The organism is Solibacillus sp. FSL R7-0682, from assembly GCF_038005985.1.
GTDB lineage: Bacteria > Bacillota > Bacilli > Bacillales_A > Planococcaceae > Solibacillus.
The window spans coordinates 161,777-181,590 of record NZ_JBBOUI010000001.1 but is presented as its reverse complement, the minus strand read 5'-3'; the positions used below and the strand labels follow the sequence as shown (position 1 = coordinate 181,590).

24 protein-coding genes and 2 riboswitches are annotated in these 19,814 nt (G+C 33.7%); of the genes, 6 read left to right on the top strand and 18 right to left on the bottom strand.

Features of this window, described 5'->3' with window-relative positions:
- Positions 1-16: 16 nt before the first annotated feature.
- Together MKZ17_RS00925 and MKZ17_RS00920 are read right to left on the bottom strand one after the other, a co-directional pair.
- Positions 17-778: a hypothetical protein gene (locus MKZ17_RS00925; protein WP_340721949.1), complete on the bottom strand. Its 762-nt coding sequence runs from the start codon at positions 776-778 to the stop codon at positions 17-19.
- Between the two features lie 376 nt (positions 779-1,154).
- Entirely contained in the window at positions 1,155-1,607 is a 453-nt protein-coding gene (locus tag MKZ17_RS00920) for a GNAT family N-acetyltransferase (protein ID WP_340721948.1), read from the bottom strand.
- A gap of 93 nt (positions 1,608-1,700) precedes the next feature.
- Between MKZ17_RS00920 and MKZ17_RS00915 the strand changes: the two genes are divergently transcribed.
- Entirely contained in the window at positions 1,701-2,111 is a 411-nt protein-coding gene (locus tag MKZ17_RS00915) for a VOC family protein (RefSeq protein WP_340721947.1), read from the top strand.
- A 42-nt stretch (positions 2,112-2,153) separates the two neighbouring features.
- Here the strand turns inward: MKZ17_RS00915 and MKZ17_RS00910 are convergent, their stop codons facing one another.
- The 10 genes from MKZ17_RS00910 to MKZ17_RS00865 form a co-directional block, all read right to left on the bottom strand.
- On the bottom strand, positions 2,154-2,675 hold the full coding sequence (locus MKZ17_RS00910) for a GNAT family N-acetyltransferase (RefSeq protein ID WP_340721946.1): 522 nt from the start codon (positions 2,673-2,675) through the stop codon (positions 2,154-2,156).
- Positions 2,676-2,706: 31 nt separating this feature from the next.
- Entirely contained in the window at positions 2,707-3,198 is a 492-nt protein-coding gene (locus MKZ17_RS00905; protein ID WP_340721945.1) for a tetratricopeptide repeat protein, read from the bottom strand.
- A 2-nt stretch (positions 3,199-3,200) separates the two neighbouring features.
- A complete protein-coding gene (locus MKZ17_RS00900; protein ID WP_340721944.1) occupies positions 3,201-3,548 on the bottom strand; it encodes a MazG nucleotide pyrophosphohydrolase domain-containing protein in 348 nt (115 codons plus the stop codon).
- A 57-nt stretch (positions 3,549-3,605) separates the two neighbouring features.
- Positions 3,606-4,799: a hypothetical protein gene (locus MKZ17_RS00895; protein WP_340721943.1), complete on the bottom strand. Its 1,194-nt coding sequence runs from the start codon at positions 4,797-4,799 to the stop codon at positions 3,606-3,608.
- A gap of 162 nt (positions 4,800-4,961) precedes the next feature.
- Entirely contained in the window at positions 4,962-5,774 is an 813-nt protein-coding gene (gene thiD, locus MKZ17_RS00890) for a bifunctional hydroxymethylpyrimidine kinase/phosphomethylpyrimidine kinase (protein ID WP_340721942.1), read from the bottom strand.
- Positions 5,775-5,870: 96 nt separating this feature from the next.
- Entirely contained in the window at positions 5,871-6,560 is a 690-nt protein-coding gene (gene tenA, locus MKZ17_RS00885) for a thiaminase II (protein ID WP_340721941.1), read from the bottom strand.
- A gap of 74 nt (positions 6,561-6,634) precedes the next feature.
- A riboswitch (TPP riboswitch) is annotated at positions 6,635-6,732 on the bottom strand.
- Between the two features lie 49 nt (positions 6,733-6,781).
- Positions 6,782-6,878, bottom strand: a riboswitch (TPP riboswitch).
- Positions 6,879-6,958: 80 nt separating this feature from the next.
- On the bottom strand, positions 6,959-7,432 hold the full coding sequence (locus MKZ17_RS00880) for a GNAT family N-acetyltransferase (protein ID WP_340721940.1): 474 nt from the start codon (positions 7,430-7,432) through the stop codon (positions 6,959-6,961).
- 25 nt (positions 7,433-7,457) lie between these two features.
- Positions 7,458-7,682: a DUF3923 family protein gene (locus MKZ17_RS00875; protein ID WP_340721939.1), complete on the bottom strand. Its 225-nt coding sequence runs from the start codon at positions 7,680-7,682 to the stop codon at positions 7,458-7,460.
- Between the two features lie 99 nt (positions 7,683-7,781).
- Positions 7,782-8,750 (bottom strand): quinone oxidoreductase family protein, encoded by a 969-nt coding sequence (locus MKZ17_RS00870; protein WP_340721938.1) that lies wholly within the window; start codon positions 8,748-8,750, stop codon positions 7,782-7,784.
- 117 nt (positions 8,751-8,867) lie between these two features.
- Complete coding sequence (locus MKZ17_RS00865; protein WP_340721937.1) at positions 8,868-9,842, bottom strand: hypothetical protein; 975 nt, start codon at positions 9,840-9,842, stop codon at positions 8,868-8,870.
- A gap of 359 nt (positions 9,843-10,201) precedes the next feature.
- On the opposite strand from MKZ17_RS00865, the gene MKZ17_RS00860 reads away from it, so the two are divergent.
- A complete protein-coding gene (locus MKZ17_RS00860; protein WP_340721936.1) occupies positions 10,202-10,900 on the top strand; it encodes a class I SAM-dependent methyltransferase in 699 nt (232 codons plus the stop codon).
- 310 nt (positions 10,901-11,210) lie between these two features.
- Here MKZ17_RS00860 and MKZ17_RS00855 read toward each other — a convergent pair whose 3' ends face one another.
- Positions 11,211-12,092 carry a helix-turn-helix domain-containing protein gene (locus MKZ17_RS00855; RefSeq protein ID WP_340721935.1) on the bottom strand — a complete coding sequence of 294 codons (882 nt, stop codon included), beginning with the start codon at positions 12,090-12,092 and terminating at the stop codon, positions 11,211-11,213.
- A gap of 581 nt (positions 12,093-12,673) precedes the next feature.
- Here MKZ17_RS00855 and MKZ17_RS00850 point away from each other — a divergent pair.
- Positions 12,674-13,381: a hypothetical protein gene (locus MKZ17_RS00850; RefSeq protein ID WP_340721934.1), complete on the top strand. Its 708-nt coding sequence runs from the start codon at positions 12,674-12,676 to the stop codon at positions 13,379-13,381.
- A 46-nt stretch (positions 13,382-13,427) separates the two neighbouring features.
- On the opposite strand, the gene MKZ17_RS00845 is transcribed toward MKZ17_RS00850, so the two are convergent.
- The 3 genes from MKZ17_RS00845 to MKZ17_RS00835 all read right to left on the bottom strand — a co-directional run bounded on the left by MKZ17_RS00845 (position 13,428) and on the right by MKZ17_RS00835 (position 15,480).
- On the bottom strand, positions 13,428-13,889 hold the full coding sequence (locus MKZ17_RS00845) for an NUDIX domain-containing protein (RefSeq protein ID WP_340721933.1): 462 nt from the start codon (positions 13,887-13,889) through the stop codon (positions 13,428-13,430).
- A gap of 48 nt (positions 13,890-13,937) precedes the next feature.
- Positions 13,938-14,423 (bottom strand): DinB family protein, encoded by a 486-nt coding sequence (locus MKZ17_RS00840; RefSeq protein WP_340721932.1) that lies wholly within the window; start codon positions 14,421-14,423, stop codon positions 13,938-13,940.
- Positions 14,424-14,655: 232 nt separating this feature from the next.
- A complete protein-coding gene (locus MKZ17_RS00835; RefSeq protein ID WP_340721931.1) occupies positions 14,656-15,480 on the bottom strand; it encodes a sulfite exporter TauE/SafE family protein in 825 nt (274 codons plus the stop codon).
- Positions 15,481-15,582: 102 nt separating this feature from the next.
- On the opposite strand from MKZ17_RS00835, the gene MKZ17_RS00830 reads away from it, so the two are divergent.
- Positions 15,583-16,458, top strand: coding sequence for a LysR family transcriptional regulator (locus tag MKZ17_RS00830; protein ID WP_340721930.1), 876 nt, complete (start codon positions 15,583-15,585; stop codon positions 16,456-16,458).
- 61 nt (positions 16,459-16,519) lie between these two features.
- Positions 16,520-16,861, top strand: coding sequence for an NIPSNAP family protein (locus MKZ17_RS00825; protein WP_340721929.1), 342 nt, complete (start codon positions 16,520-16,522; stop codon positions 16,859-16,861).
- Positions 16,862-16,936: 75 nt separating this feature from the next.
- Here the strand turns inward: MKZ17_RS00825 and MKZ17_RS00820 are convergent, their stop codons facing one another.
- Positions 16,937-18,025 (bottom strand): PQQ-dependent sugar dehydrogenase, encoded by a 1,089-nt coding sequence (locus MKZ17_RS00820; RefSeq protein WP_340721928.1) that lies wholly within the window; start codon positions 18,023-18,025, stop codon positions 16,937-16,939.
- Between the two features lie 192 nt (positions 18,026-18,217).
- Here MKZ17_RS00820 and MKZ17_RS00815 point away from each other — a divergent pair, with 192 nt between their 5' ends.
- The gene (locus tag MKZ17_RS00815; RefSeq protein ID WP_340721927.1) at positions 18,218-19,015 is read left to right on the top strand and encodes a metallophosphoesterase; all 798 of its coding nucleotides are present in this window, start codon (positions 18,218-18,220) and stop codon (positions 19,013-19,015) included.
- 248 nt (positions 19,016-19,263) lie between these two features.
- Here MKZ17_RS00815 and MKZ17_RS00810 read toward each other — a convergent pair whose 3' ends face one another.
- Positions 19,264-19,695 carry a GNAT family N-acetyltransferase gene (locus MKZ17_RS00810; RefSeq protein ID WP_340721926.1) on the bottom strand — a complete coding sequence of 144 codons (432 nt, stop codon included), beginning with the start codon at positions 19,693-19,695 and terminating at the stop codon, positions 19,264-19,266.
- Positions 19,696-19,814 lie beyond the last annotated feature (119 nt).

Below are 19,814 nucleotides of genomic sequence, written 5' to 3'. Positions count from 1 at the left end.
GTAAGCTCCTTTTCCTCTAAAATTGAGCAATCCGTAGCAATCTTTCATCAAAGGAAATTGAATGTTGTTCATTTAAAGTTTTTAAAAATAAATCTCCTAAACCATTTGCAGCTTTTAAAATTCCTTCTCCATCTATAGCTATTGGATATGTCTTTAACATTGCCTCCATAAATTGTGTGTCTAGAGTTTCATAAGCCTTAAATTGGTGTAGCTTCTTCTTCTCATTGAGTACTTGAACATCTAATGTAAATCCACGTACTAGCATTTTTATAGCGTAGACAAAATTTCCCCTTGCTACTTCAATCTTTAGCTTTCTGAAGTGGTAATAATATTCAAAGACAACATCATATTGCAATTTATAAGGGGTAGGCTGTGCCTGAAATTTTTCATTTTCAATCTGCATTTTAGTCTCAACTTTCCCTGTACGGTCAAAAATAATTTGCCACAATGGTGATTTTACATTTAATAAATGTGTCGGTAAAATCGATATATCCATCTCTAGTCCATTTTCATAGAAAGGTATAAGTAAAAAAATCTCTTCACTAAACTTACCTTCCTTTATATAAAAAGCACCCATCCCACTTAATAAGTTTATAATTTCTTCCTTTGCCTCGTGTGCATCTCCTTGAATGGCAACCATTAAATCAATATCTGAATAGCGATCTTTATAACCCTTCATCCCCGACCCAAGTTGAATTATCCCTTCAATTTTTTCAAGACGTCTTAATTTTGAGGTTACTTCCGTAAAATACTGATCTCTTTCTAGTGAACTATACATTTTATCATCTCCAGAAGGTTTATTTGACATAAAATTATGATAATTAAAACAGCGATGGTAATTGGTATTTTTAAACATTTTATAAAATCTTAACGGAAATCAAATTATTTGAGAATAAATTTTTCTTTGTTTCGTTAGCGTTTGCAAAATGCCTCGGCTCTTCCCCTTGCACTAGCATTGTCAGAAAATTTGAGCACACTCGTAGCAGCCATCATCGTTACCCAAATGATAGTAGTTTTTGTTGGAGAGCTTGTTTATATTCACCTTGTACCTCGGGTGATTTTACGGGAATAATAAGTTTTAATTAATTTTGTTTAAACAAAATTAAGCCCTGCATTCATTCCATTTAAGTAGTCATGCAGGGCCTTCTTTAATTTTATAAATCCTGAGATAACCGAATCATATCTCTACATTGAATGTCATTTTCAAAAATTTCTTCTTCGTAATGTCTAATGAAAAAGTCGATATCTACTCCTGTAATTCTAAACCCACATTTTTGATAAAGTGCAAGCTGACCAATACTTGAATTGCCCGTGCCAATTTCAATTGTTTTGAATCCCTCTACCTTGGCTTTTTGTACGGCATGCATAACTAACATCTTCCCTATACCTTTCCCGTGATGTTTTTCTGCGACTGCAACATTCACTAACTCAACCGTTTCAGGCCTTGTAGGAAGTAATACATAAACGCCGATTACCTCATTATCCATCTCTGCAATAAAGCAATCGCCTCGATTCACATACTCTTCCACAATCTTTATAGAAGGATCCGCTAGTAATAGTAAATCCATAGGTGGGATTTCATTTTTATTTAGTATTCGAATATCCATGTTGTACTCCTCTCTTAAATCGGTTGTTTTCAGCCAAACGTTGTAGAGTAATCAACTCCCTTTCCCATTATAATGAAAAAAAGGGGGATGTTTATGAAACAGTGGACAGAAACATTACATATTGCTCAATTTCGTATCGCACGACCAACGGATAAATTAGAGGAAATAGAACGTTTTTATTGTGAAGGTGTTGGTCTTACAAAAATCGGCGGTTTTGAAGGACATCGCGGTTACACTGGCATTATGATTGGCTTACCAGATGCCTCGTATCATTTAGAATTTACGCAGCATGTTGATGGAAGTCCATGCCCTGCACCGACAGAGGATAATCTACTCGTTTTTTATATGCCCGATCTCTCACAAGTTCAGGCTGTACAATCTCGACTTGCTCATATGGGCTATCCTGTAGTCTCTCCAGAAAATAAATACTGGGCGGAAAAAGGTGTGACAATTGCAGATCCAGATGGTTGGCGTATAGTGTTAATGAACACTGAGGGGATTTAAAAAAGCTTCCCGATAAAAAATATAGCCACGAACTGTCCTTTTTTAACACTTTGTGGCTTCCTCGTTATTTAAATTACATTTCGTATTCTTGGAGCATGAGCCTAATAACTTTTTCAAGTCTATTCTAGTGTAAGTTTTATCGTAGGTGCTACCATCTGTACGGTAGTAAATTGCGGTTTTTAAATACGGTCGTGATATCGCATTGTAGCCATGTTTATTAATAAGCCTTATCATTTTGGGATTTTCAATAGGGTCTACACTTACAAATATCTCTAAAAAATATAAATCTCGTGCGATTTCTTCTCTATATTTTATTAAAGCTGAACCTACACCATTCCCTCGGAACTCTTCTTTTACATAAAGATCACTTAACTTAGGAGCTAAGGCACCTTTTATTTTGAGAACTCCAAATCCTAATAGATGATATTCATCTTCTGCAATGACAAGGTATATTTCTTTCTTTTCTTGTAGCTGTATATAACGGGAAAATAAATCCCGATTATTTCTGATACTACATAGTTTATTTAAATCTTTCACACAAGCTAGCCTAATGTTGTATTTCACAAATCATCCCCACCATCGACTTACATTTTGTTTATTCCCATGTTTGATCCAGCTTATCTGCATAAAATTGAATTGCTCTATTATACTTCTGAATATTGAGGTCAGAAGTAGTATTGGCAATAGTATTTAGTAGAATATTCATTGATTCCTGGTGCTCATTTAAATTGTACAACGTCATGGAATAAAACACTTGTAATGCATGGTTATTCGGGAATCGTTTTATTCCCTCTTCTAGCACTGCTTTTGACTTCTCATATTCACCTATCGTTCTAAATGTACTACCTAATCCTAAATATGCATTTTCTAAATCGGATTCTTCTAAATCACCTTGAATCGCTTTTTCATAGTATGGTACGGCTTTTTTTTCTTCCCCTAAAACATCAAAGCTCCAGGCACACTGATAATGCAAGTAAGCATTTTGTGGATTGAGTTGAGCCAGCTCTACAAATAACTCATTCGATTCCTTAAGGCGATTTTCTTTTCTTAAATCTAGAGCTACCTTAAATTTTTCTTCTGCTGACATTGTTACACCCCCTTTATTGAACTACTTTTATGTTGTATCATTAAAAACTCCTCTAAATTTGGTGATTGATTATATTTAATAGCTGCTTGCTTATCTTTTTCAATAATCGTCTTCGATAGATCAATATTGTTTATACTAGCAATGGCTACTGCGTAATGAATAACATCTGCTAGTTCCTTTTCTAATGAAGCGCTCACCGTATTGGATTTTCGCCCTTCTAGCTGATTTAAGACCTCTGCAACCTCACCCATCTCCTCTACTAATTTCATAAATAGACCTGATGAAGTACCATTTTGTTTATATTTTAATAATAAGTAGCTCTGTAGTTCTTGAAATGTTAATTGCTTCATAGTTAACCCTCATATTTAAATTTATTTTTTTTAAAATTACTTTCTCTGATTTGGAATTTAAACCTTTACTCGATATAAATTCGAATCCAATAATTTAAGCATCCCTTTCACTTCCCCAATATTACTAATACTTACTTGATTTCCGACTTGTCTCGGACATTCTGTTACATACATTTGTATTGACTCGATTTGCATGAAGTGCTGTTGAAACTCCGTACATACAGGGCCTTGAATAACATATTCTTCGTCTGCTATTTTTACTTTTAAAAAGGTACGATGAAGTGCTTTATTATTAAGTAAAGTAATATTCATTGGATCAAAACCTGTTATCTTTATTGCACCTTCAACAAATAATTTAACCCCTGGTAATTTCTCGAAATCATCGAATGATTTTTTCCTTTCGCTTATTACGTTTTGTATTATTTCATTCACTTCTCTTGCATTCTCAGGAAGTGCTATTGGTACAGCATAATAATTAGGGTAAATTTCTTTGAAAAAACTATATACATCTAATTTTGATTTCATAAATTCAACTTTCCAGCTTTCTGAAATCTTATCTAGCAATAAGCAAATAAATAAGCCGGAACTATAGCAGCTTCGCCTAATATTCAGCTGGCTAGCTTCACTATCAAGTAACATGGAAACATATTGGTCAAGAGAGTTTTGTTTATTTTTTTGTACATCCTTTAAAGCCTGATATTCTACATAAAAAGCTGGGCCTTCTACTGTTTCAATCAAATTTTCGTATTCTACATACTCTGGAAATAACCTTCTTCTTTTTTCCCGAATTTCAATAAATTCATTTATATACTGGGCTTGCATCTGTAAATCTTCAGCAATAAATGCTTCATAAAGATTCGTTCTCTCCAGAATACGGAGTTGAATATTATTAAAATCAATCGGATAGGTAAATCCACTAATTTCATTCGGAAGGCGACTTTCATTTAAGAGATATTGGAAACCATGAAATGATTCATGAACAATTACTGAATATATTGTTTCATACGAATCACATAATCTTGTATCAACAATCGCTGTTGGGACACCTTCAAATATAATACACGTACACGCTTGAAATTCAGATGTTTTAACTAGTTCTATGTATGGTTGGTCCTTATAATTTGGATGATTAAACAAATAAACTTTTTCACTATCATAAATCGCAAAAGCAACTTGCTCGAAATGATCCCAATAACTATTTAACTGTTCTGTTGGCAAATAATTTACTATTTTAGATACGATACTTTGCATAAAATGCCTCCCTTTCAATGCAAAATGTTTACATAAACCTAATTTAATTATCCAATAATTCTCAATATTTTTATAGCTAAAAATAAAAAACCATCTCCTTATGAAAATTATTCAAAAAAGAGATGGTTTGAGCTTGATTTTGCACCTTTTTAATTATCTAAATCAAAATACATGTACCGGACACTTCCCTTCAAATTGGCGATAGGCAAAATGGTTAGTAGGACCGAAACCATGCCCAATATTCAACGGCTCTTGGATAGCAAGATGGACAAACTTTTTCGCTTCAATAATTGCGTCTTTTAAATTTTGTCCCTTTGCTAATTGAGCAGTTAAAGCGGCCGAGAAGGTGCAGCCTGTTCCATGTGTTTGTTTTGTATTTATTCGTTCGGTCTCTAGATGAAAAGGAGGCTCGTTTAAAGTAAATACTGAATCCTTAGCCATTGCTCCATCTAAGTGTCCACCCTTCATCACAACACAGGAAACGCCTAACTTTAAAATTTGTTGAGCGGCTTCGTAAACATCTTGTTCTGTTCTAATTTTCATCCCTGTAATGACTTCTGCTTCCGGGATATTCGGTGTACAAACTGTTGCTAACGGCAGTAAATTTTCCTTTAATGCTTCAACGGCTTCTTTTAATAACAAGCTTTCTCCACCCTTTGCTATCATCACAGGATCAATAACGAGTGGTATTTGATATTTTTTTAAAATAGTTGCAACAGCTTGAATAATAGAAGCATCGAAAAGCATGCCTGTTTTAATTGCTTTTATATTAATGTCCTCAAGAACGGCACATAATTGCGCTTCTACAAATGCGGTGTCTACTGGAAAAACACCATGGACGCCTAATGTATTTTGCGCCGTTAAAGCAGTGATGACACTTGTACCAAATACATTTAACTCCTGAAAGGTTTTTAAGTCAGCTTGAATTCCAGCCCCTCCGCCACTGTCAGACCCGGCAATTGTACAGGCAATCATAGTTGCACCTCCGTTAAATACTCTATCTCGATTTGAAAGGTTCCACTATCATCATAAGTAAACTTTGCAGCTTGCTTATCCCCTGGTTGTTGTTGATTAATCAATTGAAGGCTCATACACGTACACTCCCTGCTTCCAATCTTGCATCGTCCATGACATCTCCCAAAACATCCATTCATAATAGCAACTCTTCTCAAAATGCTTTATAAAAAGTTGCTCTTTAGCAGGTTCTTCTTTTACAAACCGATTCAGCATATCTTTTTGTAATTGAATTGATGCCTTCATTTCATCGGAAGCGTAAAATTCAATCCATTGCTTATAAAGGGGAATTTGTGGTTTTGCATCTTTTAGTCTTTCCCCAATTTCTTGATATAGCCATGGACATGGTAAGATCGCCGAAAATGCTTCTGCTATTGTTCCGTTATGCAACGCATTATACATATGACTGACGTAGTTATAAGCAGCAGGCGCAGGATGAAATTCGCTTAGCTCCAGTTCACTCACTTGTAATACTTTAAAAGTAGTTTCGTGCAGCTCTAATTCAACTGTATGAATCAATTCCGCCGACTTTAAAAAATATTTAATATCTTCGTCATTACTCGCCTTTGCTGCTAACAATGCTAAAAGCTTTGTATAGTGCTTCAAGTAGTACGCATCTTGCAACATATAATACTTAAACTTTTCAAGTGGTAGCGTTCCATCTGCAATTCCCTGTACAAAAGGGTGTGTAAAGCTTGCCTCCCAAAAATAATCCGTTTCTTGTCTTACATTTTCACAAAAATCCATTGTTAGTCCTCCTTTTTGGTGGACGTAAGCGCAAAAAGGCGTCTCTAAACATAGAGACGCCTAAAAAGTGTAAATTACACCTAAGCATTGCTCCCTACGCCAGTATTAACTGTCAGGTTCTAAGGGTCAGGTTTTAACCTTCTCAACACAATGTGTCCCCCCGCAATTAAAAGATTTGCAAAAGAAAAGCCCTCCAAAAATGGAGAGCTAAAGTACATAATAATACTGTGCACTTTGCTCCCTACGTCCGTATTAACGGTCAGGTTCTAAGGGTCAGGTTTTACCTTCTCAACACAATGTGTCCCCCTGCAAATACATTTAATTGATTTCAGTCTACTGAATCTGTTTGTTATTTGCAATCTAATTTTTTACGTTAATTGCAAAATAAGCAAACCTTACTATAAATTTTTGATAAGCCGTAACTCATCTCGAATTGGGATCCCATCATTACCGATCAAAGGAATCGTAGGCTTAATTTTTCTAGCCTGTTCGACCGCATTTGGAAAAACTGCATCAATCTTATAGCCTCTTTTTTGATAGAACTTCAGTGCATTTAAATTATCATTCGTTGTCACTAAAGAAATCGTTTTAATGCCCTTACGTTGCACTATCTCTTCCACTTCTTTCGTTAAAAGAGATCCAATGCCCTTCCCTTCTAAAATGCTATCTAAAGAAATAATTTCTACTTCTTCATCATGAAATACATATGTCACTAAACCAAGTAATTGATTATTTTCTTGAAATACAAAGCCATCTAGTTCGCTGCAATTATAAGTCCCTGAAGAAATAACCATTTCCGGAGAACCCCAATGCTCATTAAAAAATTCAATGACCTTTTCTCTATTATGTTCTGTAATTGTAAATACCGTCATAATGCTCCTTCTCTATTCCTTTTCGTTATTCAACTGAAGCGGACTTTCCTTTTTTAATGAAATATAAAAACCCTAATTGGCACAATAAAATAAAGGCAAAAAACGCTACCAAAACAATAAAAGCAACTAATCTTAGTTCCGGCGTTTGCTCTGCTCCTGTGCCATCCACACTCCTAATACCGATAAATACAGATAAAGCAACAAATAAAATGAACCATAAAAAGTTTGTCACCCACCAAAGTTTCATCATGAGCTCATCTCCAAGAAATTTATTTTGCATTCAAAAATAAAAGATGTTTCTATGTTAAGCAAATTTCTCAAAAAATAATCCGGTATTTCTATGCTATATTCATTCAATTTTAAGTAGTACTTTTCCTTTATACTTACGGCTTTCGACTAAGCGATGCGCTTTTGCGGCATCACATAAATTGAATACTTGTGCAATTGGCAGTGTGATTTGATTAGATTCAAAAAACTGAATCACTTTTTCCGCAACTGGTGCTAGGCGAGCAGGGTCGTATTTTCTTGTTGTCCCTAAACTAAAGCCTCTAATATTTCTACAGCTACTATGTACATCACTTGTTTTAAAATGTCCCTCTTCTCCACTACTATTGCCAAATTGAACAAGGGTTCCATAAAGCGCTAAGCATTTTAAACTTTCACTTGTCACATCCCCTGAAACAGAGTCAAAAATAACATTTGCCCCAACTTTCTCTGTTTCCTTTAATACTTCCTGTGAAAAGGATGCATACGTACAGATGACATCTGCCCCTAATTCTTTTACGTAACTAGCTTTATCTAGGTTTCCAACTGTTGCAATGATTTTTTGTACGCCCGCTAACTTTGCTAGCTGTACGAGCATTGAACCTACTCCCCCCGCCGCACTATGAACGACGATCGTATCGCTTTTTTGTACTTGCCCAATTTCATGAAGCAGCATGTAGGATAAAATCGAAACAGTCGGCATTGTAGCGGCTTGTTCAAACGAAAGGGTATCCGGAATTTTATACACTAACAGCTCATTGGCTACAACGTACTCTGCATAGGAACCCGCTTTAGGAAATGCAATAACTCGGTCACCAATAGCAAATTTAGAATTTACATTTGTCTTTAAAATCGTCCCTGCGGCATCCAATCCTACCGTAAAAGGAAAATTGCCTTTTGCTTTATTTCCTGTTCGAGCTTTAATATCTGCATAGTTCACACTCGTATAGGCCACTTGGATGAGACATTCCCCATCCTCTATTTTAGGGATATCTACCTCAACATATGAAAGAACATTCGCATCACCAAATTCATTTTGAACAATTGATTTCATTAGAAATCCCTCCAATCACTTATAACCAAACTTTACCAATATTTAGTCCATAAGGAAAATTGAAGAACTTTATTGAAAGCTATAAGAATTAGTTATACATTTTCTAAAAGAAAAACTTTATCGGGCATATAATTTCAATAAAAATGCCCGAATATCTCGAATGTTATTTTTCATACTAGCTCTAGAATAGAAATGATAAATCTTATTATCGCTCTCCCAATGGAGCATCCAGCTTTTATATTTCGTATTTTGTCTACACAAAACAACTTCATTTATTGGAATATGTAAAGTAGAACCTCCCACTTTTTTTACGTTCCAACTTTGTCTACCTCCGACTTTACGCCCCATTTTTGAAGGTAATGGATCGGATATTCCTTTAGGAGCAATCCATAACCAAAATCCGTTTGTATAATCTTTTTCGGATCGATATAAAAAATGAAACTCTTCACCAATATAATGACTTTTATAACCTATTGAATCTAAGTAATATTCATTATGAAACTGAGGTAATTCAATTCCTAGTTCCCTACTTTTCTCAATTAAATTACTTTCCTTAGATTCATACCATGATACACGAGTAATTTCGTCATAACTGTCCCATTTTGGGAGGTTAAAACGAGCAGTATGGCTACATGTTGAAAAAGATTGCTTACCTATTTTATGAATTGCATCTTTATCTACCACTTTTAAGCTTTTAAATATTGTTATGATTTCTTCTTCATCAAAATTACCTGTCAAAACAGACACTTCAATAGTAGTAAACCACTTAGAAAAGCATGCTGCTTGATGCCCTTTATAATCTATACCGATAAACCCAATGATACCGTCAATTTCAAAGGACTCACCTTGACTTATTAAATTTGTGTCAGCAGTAATTACTGGAATTGCCCAATCATAAAAAAACTGCTTTACTCGAATGATGCGTCCGTTATTATGTAATTCAAAACGAATAGAAGAGCGTTGTTCATTCGTTTCTTTTCTTACCGTAATATTTTGAATCGCATATGCTTCAGATAATATTGGCATTAATATAACAAAATTAGTATGTTTTTGAGCCTCTTGTATTTCATTAATAGAAAGATTGTTAATCATTAAATTCCCCCTTGGATAAATTTTACACAAGAGGGTTGCATACTACATCATTAATAAGTCTGAATGCCATCAAGCAAACCCAAAATCAAGTAATATTTGTAATACTTGTAACAATTCTTTGTTGTTGCGTCTTCATTATACATATTTATAGGGCTCGTCAGTCTATTATTAATGGTTATTGAATATTAGTACTCCTTAGCCCCCATCAACTCTTATAAGCTATACAAACTTGATTTAAGTTTACTTTTTAATGCTTTGTATCCTCTTTATAACGATGTATTTAATATTTTCTTAAACGGTATGTAACAAAGAAAGCCCCTCTTTTTATTACAATTATTAGGAAAAGGAGGAGGTCATTCATGATAGTGAAAAGTGAGCATGATTTAATGCAATTATTAGACTCTCTATTAAGAGAGCCTAAAGAATTTTGGGATTCATTTTATAAAGAAAAATCAAACGATATTCCATTTTTTTGCGACACACCCGACGAGCATTTAGTCAAATATGTTGAAAGGGAAAATATAAGGCCATGCCATGTACTTGAACTCGGCTGTGGCAATGGACGAAATGCCATTTACTTAGCTAAGCAAGGGTTTTCAGTTACCGCAGTAGATTTATCAAAAGAGGCGATTGCGTGGGCAACTGACCAGGCAGCCAATGATAACGTACAAATTCACTTTGTTTGTGAAAATATTTTTGATTTAGATTTACCATGCCAAAAATTCAATTTCATTTATGATTCAGGCTGTTTCCATCATTTAGCACCACACCGAAGAATATCTTACATACAATTAATTCAGAAGCATTTAGCAAATAAAGGTCAATTTTCTATAAGTGCATTTAAAGAGAATGGAAAATACGGCGGCTCTTCCTTATCTGATCAGCAATATTACATTGATCGAAGCTTACATGGGGGGCTGGGGTATAACAAAGAAAAATTACAAGCAATCTTCCACGAATTTATGGAAATTGAAATAAGAGATATGCAATATGAGCATTTACACGAAAATGAATTCGGGCTGGAGGATTTCATCGTAGGTTTGTTTAAAAAAGCATGAGTGCTTTGCAAAAGATTTAAAAATTTCATAATGATTTGTAGCATCGATATTTCTTGGAAGAGGCAGAGGCTGGACATTATAAAAAAATCAGGTTTTTCTATAAGAAAAACCTGATTTTTTTGCTATAGAAGGTATTGATTTACGTTCCGGGTACGCTTTCCAGGGGAGTGGCCTGAGCCTGTAGTCTCAGGCGTCACGCTCTCTTCCACTAGGAGTCGACCATGCACTCCAATCAATTCAATAACTTCAAATTTTTATTGACTGCAATCCTGATTTCCATTTATTAATATAGTTATGCCCAGCCTTTATCTTATGTTCTACTAGAAGAAATGTTTTGATTTTTATTGTAAAGGTCAATTTCGTTTTGCATGATTTCGAGGGCATCAACTTCATCAAACATTTGCAACCAATGAATTCCTTTTTCTATTAAATCATCGCCATTTTTTTTAAGATTATTTAAGCATATGCCTTTCCTTATATAAATAATAGAAAGTTGAAAATATTGACGTTTTTTTGTGCATATCTCTTCAACAATTTCTAAAGTGTCTAAGGATTCCTCATAAAGTTTATTTTCCAATAGAAGCAAAGAAATATTAATATGTAGGTTAACAAAAATGGCTAAAGTATTCGGAAAGTCCTGATACTTTTTGTACGCTCTTAGTAAATAATGTTTAATATTCAGTACTTCCTCTAGTGAAAAAATATAGAGAATTGCATTTAGAAAATATATATCATAAACAAATAATTCATCATTTTTGCATAGACGATTCCAAATTGGTGCTACGATTTGTCGCCCCTTAGCTAAATCATTTTCAATATAAATAATCTTAAGTGCTTCTATTAATATTAAAATATCTTGAATTAATACACTATTTGATTGCTCTAAATACTTTATGCACTTATTTTGTAATTCGGAGAGTGCAGATAAATTGTGAAATGGTAGTTTGAAAAAATTTAAAAGAATTGCCTCTTTCTTTGATAATTGGTGGTCATTTTGAATGTACATAAATTCTTGAAGCTGTACATCCATAGTTTCAAGAATTCTTAAAAATGCCTCACTTCCCATATCAATATTTCCTTTTTCATATTTGGAATAATTACTTTGAGTAATCTCAGCTTCTTTAGATATATACGTTTGTGTAATACCCTTTGCCAATCTTATTTCTTTCAATGTTTCTCCAATTGAATTCAAAGTTACCCCACCTTTAGTTATATTTGACTATTTTATTATACCATTGGAAAATATGGTATGTTAATAAAAGGAGGTGATTAAATATGTTAGAATTGCTACTTTTAAATGATGCAATTACTACTTTTGGTATGTGGTTAATTGGCGGTGAATTCTAATTTAAAGGAAAGTTTTATGATTATTATTAAACTCTTTCTAAAAATAAAATTCGCTATTATAGCCTTTGTCTCCATGTTATCAACACTACATGGAGACGCATTTTTAATTTCAATGAACCCCCATAATCTAAATTCTACCTTTCCCTCAGCCAACACTCTGCCATTACTTTCATCCCATTAATCTTTAAATGGTAGCTAAAAAAATGAACCGCAGTTTTAATCTTTCGATTTATCTCCAACAATACAAAACCACTCCAACCATTTAGTTAAATCTAACTATTTTATTAAATATCCGCAATAGGTGATAAATTTATTAATAGAACTTATAAATATATGTTGATAGACCTAATTATTAGGTTCGATTTATATTTTGGTTAGCTATTTACATTATTTTTAATATATTTTTAGGGTATTGGAGGTATTAGATTGAATAATGAAAGATTGATTCCCCTTCATACAATTAACAATGAAAAATTTGCAGCTCTAGTTTTAAGTGATAATAAAATTGCATTAAGTAAGATCAATTTAATGGACGGAACAATCAATGAAATCCATTCAACCACTCTCCGATATAATGAATATGCGCTATCGCCTACGCGATTATTTTTTTACTTTAGTGCATTTGACTGTAAGCATCAAACAATTCATTTCTATCGTTATAAATCAACTGACTTTTCAAACCCCCAAAAAATGAGCATATCTCTCAAACAATTTGTTCTTGATTTGGAATATCGACAATCAATTTATTCCAAATTGGTTTATTTAGATGAACAGTATGTTTTAATTTTCATAGCTTTAAAACCAATTCAAGATGACTTATCTTTTTATGATTGCATCTTATTAATTAATATTGAAAATGGTGAAGTGAGTTCCATTAATCCGAATTCACCTAATAGTGATTCATTATTGCCGGCGGACTTTTTTCAAAATACTACAGAAGTCATAAAAAAAAGGGAATCCGACTTGAAACCGTTTGAAATTAAAGAGACCAATCTTTACAAAAGTTTTGTAAATGACGCCAAACCTATTTATTATCCCTATGTGATGGATTTATATCATCGAAAACAAGGTCGAGAATTTCTCTTGTATGATGGTGAATTAAGTTATAGCTTACACTTAACAACTATAAATTAGAGTTCCTCCATTTATTTTTGGGGAACACTTTCTAAAATTTATGGCTTCAATTAATATCCCCTAAATAAACAGGTGCGTTCTCATTATAAAAATGCTGCATAATATATTGTCTTAATTGTTTAGGGTATATCTCATATTCCAGTAGTTCACGAATAGGTAGCCATACAATCCCAACCTGTTCAGGATCAGGCTGAGAAGGCTTGAAGCTCTCTGTTTCATTGATGATGTTACAAATAAAATAATATTCTACTTGATGAACAGCAGAATGAAATGCAGCATACTCATGATTTTTTCCTATGTACTCTCGAATGTGTAGAAGCTTTCCAACCTCTACATGCTGACCAAGTTCCTCTATACATTCTCGGATTAATGCTTGATGAAGTGTTTCACCATGTTCTTGACCTCCGCCTGGAAGGATGTAAAAAAAATCGTCGTTCCCGAGATTTTTCGTTAATAGCACTTTATCATTTTGAATAATAATAGCTTTAGCCGAATTGCGAATATGCATGTATATCCCTCCGCGCGTCATTTTCTTATTTCATTATTTTTGAATCCTCTATTCCATATATTGCCCTTTTAATTTCACAAAATCTCTTCCGATATAGTTTGCAGCAACCGGGTTGAGATCCAATTCTCTTGACCAAATTGAAAGTTGACCTATATGGTGAATTTCATGGGCAATTATGTGATGTACTATTTCATCAACCGTATATACATCCTCATCCCAAGGAACACTTACAACCTTCTCTTTTATTTCAGCAAAGCTCTCCTGTAAAAATTCAGCTATTTCATCACGCAATCTATGTGACAGAGTTTTTACCTTTTCAAGGGTTGCATAATCAGCAAACTGTATAACTACATCCTCCTTTCCTTGAATGCCACGAAGCCAACTATATTCAACATCAATAATGTGAAAAAGTGTATTTAAAATACTTCCTACGCCACCAGTTCGCTCTTTTAGCAGCTCGTCTTGCGGTAGTTGTTTACACCATTCAAACCATTCATCTCTTACTTGCCAGTTATAGCTAAAAAAATTTATCAAAGTAACACCCCACATGATCATCTAAAGCTTTTGAATAAAAATTAATACGACTCCTACACTTAATTCCACATAGCCGCATCTCTTCAATTCCAAATTCTACTTTTCGGACAAGGATTCCTTCTTTTATTAATCAATCACTCCTTGAAATTCCATAAAGCGGTTATTTACTAAATTCCTTATAAAGAAAACTTGTATCCTTTTCTTTTCAAAGGGATACAAGTTTTATGTAATACTAAAATAATTGCCATGTTACTTGACCTACTAATAAAATTAAAATGGTTGTTAATAACCACTTTGCAAACTGTAAAGGTATTTTCGAGACAATTTTCAGTGCCAGTTGGGTACCAATTATAGAGCCAGTTGCCAATGCAATCGCGTAGTCCCATTGTAAAAATCCGGTTTGATAAAAAATAATAAATGCACCTAAGCAACTGCCGAAGTTTAATACTCTACTCATCTGTGTTGCTTTAACATATGTATAGTTGGATTTTATAAAATATAAAATACTAAACGTAGACGAACCAGGCCCAAATCCTCCATCATATATACCAATAAAAAATGACATAACTTTAGAAGAACGTTCATCCATGTGACCCTTATTAACGGATTGGATGTCGCTGTACCATTTCTTCCCTTGAATAGATAAAATAAAGGCAAATAAAAGTAAGCCAATCGCCACGATATTTAGCCATTTTTCGGGGATAAGCGATGCAATAAGTGCACCAATACCTCCTCCAACGATTGAAGCTATTATAATAAATTTTATTTGCTCCCATTTCATTTCTTTTGTCCTTAGTAATATGAGTAAACTCGAGAAAGATGCGATTCCTGATGAAAATTTATTCGTTGCGATACTATAGTGAATCGGTATACCAAGTAAGATCATTGCTGGTAATGTAATTAACCCTCCTCCCCCTGCTAATGTTCCAATAAATGATCCAAACATCCCTATACAAATAATCATACTAAGAAAAGTCACACTTGCTGTTGAATTAATTTGCATTAAGATGAGAATTCCACTAGCTAGGATAAGTGTTAACCTAAAAAATGTAGCCATTTGATTTCCCTCAGCTTTTTTCTCTAAACAATACTTCATCCCTTTTGATAAATCTAATATATAATTAATACACATTCATAAATTATATTTATAGGAGGCTTTATGAATCTTCACGCACTGAGAATTTTTAAAGTAGTGGCTGAATTTGAAAGTGTTACTAAGGCAGCAAATTATTTATGTCTTAGTCAGCCTGCTGTAACTATACAAATCCGTCATTTAGAAAAAGAACTTGATGTGGCATTACTTCAAACAAGAGGGCGTGGCATTCAATTAACCGAAATCGGAAAAGTCCTCGCAAAAGAAGCAGATAAACTATTTTCCTTAGAAGCTTCTATTGAAGAAAAAATAAAAGATGCGAAAAAACAACTAACCGAGAAGATTGTCATTGCTTCTACCTATCTACCTTCGAGTTTTCTATTACCTACATATATTGCAAAATTTAAAGCTGAAAATAGCAACACTCAAATCATTTTACAAACTGGCAATTCTACAGATACAATCTATAAATTATTAAACTACAAAGCGGATGTTGGAATTATCGTTTCAGAAAATATAAATGAACCTCAATTATCAATCCAACATTGGAAAGACATTGAATTTTATTTCGTCACACATCCTGAACATGCGTTAGCAGATCAACTTGTCTCTATTAAAGATGTTGTCACATACCCTTTCGTTCTACGAGAAAAGGGAAGTTCAACACGAGAACTATTAGAAGCTATCTGCTTAACGCAAGGTGTACCAGCACCTGAGGAAGGCTTAGTATTTGACGGACTAATGGAATCCGTACAGGCTATTTTATCTGGATATGGTATTATGCTTGCACCATCTATAGCAGTAGAACAGTATTTAGTTAGTAATCAACTACGGCGAATTTATATAAATGAGCTCCAAATTATGCGTCCTGTTTATATATGCACACGTCAGAATTCTCCTAATGCCAATACTGAAACATTTATTAACACACTATTAATGTAAGCATGTTACTGTTTTAAGGAAGTAGCAACAACTATATGCAACACTATGAGGGGTGAGAATTTTGTTTTATAGAAGGAAATTCTATATTGTAAAAAATGATTTTGTAGAAGTATTTAACGCTCACTTTAATGAGAATAATTTACCTAATCAACTTAAACATGGTGCAAGATTAATAGGTAGATGGATGACACCCAATGATGAGAAAACTACTGAAATATTCGCCATCTGGGAATATGATAGTTATGAAAAATATCTAGAGATTGAAGCCAATGTTCGAGCTGATCAAGATCATGTGAGTAAAGTTAAGGATTGGTATAATACACATGGTGGGAGAGATTATGTTCTAAACAATTATTTAGTAGCGATACGAGACGAGCCGTTAAAAACTACATTGTCTAAATAAGAGATTAAAGGGGGCAATTTAAAAGGATTAACCCCCTTTTAATAAAGCAATGGACATCAGAATAGGTATTTCAAATCAAAGCTTCATTTGAAACAGTTGATCGTCTTTACTAGAAGGGGTTCCTCGTCCATCGGTGTTGTTTGTTATCCAATAAAGCACACCCTGTTCAATCCATACATCCCGAATGCGACCAACATCAGCCACAATTTCTCGGACTTCCTCTGTTTTTAAATGAAAGGCGAGTAGCGCTTCCCCCCTTAATGCAGCAACAAATAGCTCATCTTTATAAAAATCCATACCTGAAGGCGCCCATGTTATGTTCTCTCCTGAAGTAAATAAAGGTGTAATGAGCCCTTCTTGCGTTTCTATTCCTTCAATTATTGGCCAGCCATAATTTTCTCCTGCATAAATTTTATTAATTTCATCATTTGCACTTTGTCCGTGCTCACTTGCATAAAGTGATCCGTCCTGTGCCCAGCCGATTCCTTGTGGATTGCGGTGCCCATAACTATATACATAGGAGCTAGGAAACGGATTGTCCTCAGGAATTGTACCATCTAAATTTATCCGCAAAATTTTACCGCCTAATGAATCGACGTCTTGTGCAAAATCAGGATTAGATGCATCTCCAGCAGTTGCATAGAGTTTTCGATCGGGGCCAATTTTCAAACGCCCTCCGTGATGATATGTACCACTCGGGATTTCATCAACCAACACTACCTTCTCATGCCAAGTATCTTCGACTAACTGCAGCAATACAATACGATTAAACTGCTCTCGTCCTTTTTCATACGTATAATAGGCAAATGCTTGATTCGACTGTTCAAAATCAGGCGCTAATACTAGTCCAAGTAAACCTGCTTCTGACGCAGTAGAAAGTGTTTTTGTTAAAAGAACATTTTGTCGTGTCACTTCTCCATTCTTGATTTTGGCAATTTTCCCTGTCCGTTCGGTAATGTAAAAGGTTTCTTTTAGCTTATTAATTGCCCACGGAGCTTCTAAATGACTAGCTATTACTTCTATTCGTGCTTCATTACTTGATTGCAGTACAGCTGACTCATGTCCATTTTCATTTCGAGTTGAATTAGACTGATTATCGTTCATTGAAGAGCAGCTAGAGAGAAAAGCTAATGCCACACCTGATAAAATAAATGATTTCTTCATAAGATTCACTCCGTTCGAAAAATTTGATTCGCTGCAAATTAATATTTATTTACTTCCCTTAGTACTTCATTTATTTTTTATTTTTACAATATTTGTTATAAACTATAAATAACCTTTTCTCAAACATACTAGTTTCAAAAAGTAACAGAAATTTTTTTAACGCCGATTAAAGTAACATGGGGAGGAGATTACATGTACATTATTTATTTATTAATTATTTTTCTTCTCTTAGGATGGCTTATATTTAATACGCATTTTTATAAAAAAACAACACATTCCTTATCGTTCAATCTATCAAATCATCTCACTGTCTTACATATATCCGATTTACATGGGAAAACACGTTTTATTAATGGTCGTCTATCAAGTATTGTTCTAAAAAGCAATCCCGATATATTGATAATTACTGGCGATCTTGTTAGTCGAAAGCGTCAACTACCTTCTGTTATGAAAGAGATTAAAAAAATTAAAAATAGTGGTATTAAGATTTATTTCACACCTGGAAATTATGAACGTGAAACGATGAATTTTTTCAATAAAAGGGCCATTCATGACAAGGAATATATTGAAAATAAAAGCTTCATAGAAGACTATATGTGCGTATTAGAAAACAAAGGGGAAATGATTTTCATCAAAGATACTAAAATCAATATATATGGATTTGATAATTCAATCTATGGAAATGAACGAAATAATACATGTAATTTGCCATCAAAAAGCGACCTAACATTTTATTTAGCACATTCACCAAATATTATTTCTTACATTGAAGATAAAGGATTATTTTTTAATTTTCTATTTGCTGGTCATACCCATGGTGGACAAATACGTCTATTCGATAAAACAGTAGGTCCTTATAAAGACTTTCATCTTGGCCTAAAGAAAATCAATAAGAACCAGTATTTTTTTATTACAAGAGGAATAGGCACAGTTAAAATTCCGTTTCGTATAAACTGTTATCCAGAAATAGCAGTATTTAATATCCGTTAACTTTACTAAGTGACTCATGTTACTTAGTATTTTTTTATAGTAAGGTATAATAACTGTTATTCAACTTTTGACTTTACCATCCCTTCTGCTTACATAAAGAAGTAATATGTGCAAAGGGCTTAATTACAGGGTTTTCTATATTTACTAGTAACACTGGGACATTCAAACTGTCTCTCGGAAACTCATTCAATACTATTGCAAAATCCATTATTATTTCTCCTCGCAAATAAAACTGAATTGCAGCCATACTAAAAATTGTTTAAGTCTTTTTTTAAATAGTAATGTGTAAATTCTCTTCCCACATTATCTATACTCCCGTATACTTTATATCCGTTCTTCTTATAGAAATCTAACGCTTGGAAACTTAAAGTATCTACCTTAATAAAATCACATTGCTTTTCTAAAGCGATCATTTCTATTTCTGCTAATAATTTTGTTCCAAACCCTGATTTTCGGATGTCTTCATCTACCATAAACGTATGAATTTCCAACCAATTCCAGCAAACTTCTGTGAGGATTCCACCGCGAACATTGCCAGCTTCGTCTTTAAGAAATAAATTGATTTCTTCATACCTCCCACTTAAATCTTCTGGAAAATGCTTTAAGTTAAACTTATAAAGTGCCTCATCAATATATTGTTTATCCTCTTTATTTAATTCTCTCGTAATATATAGATCCATTTTTCACATTCCCTCACAATTTATAAGATTTTACTATATTATACATCCCCTACATTAATTATAAAAACTCACCGTTAACATTAAAAATATAAAGTTTAACTATACGTAATAGGGGTATC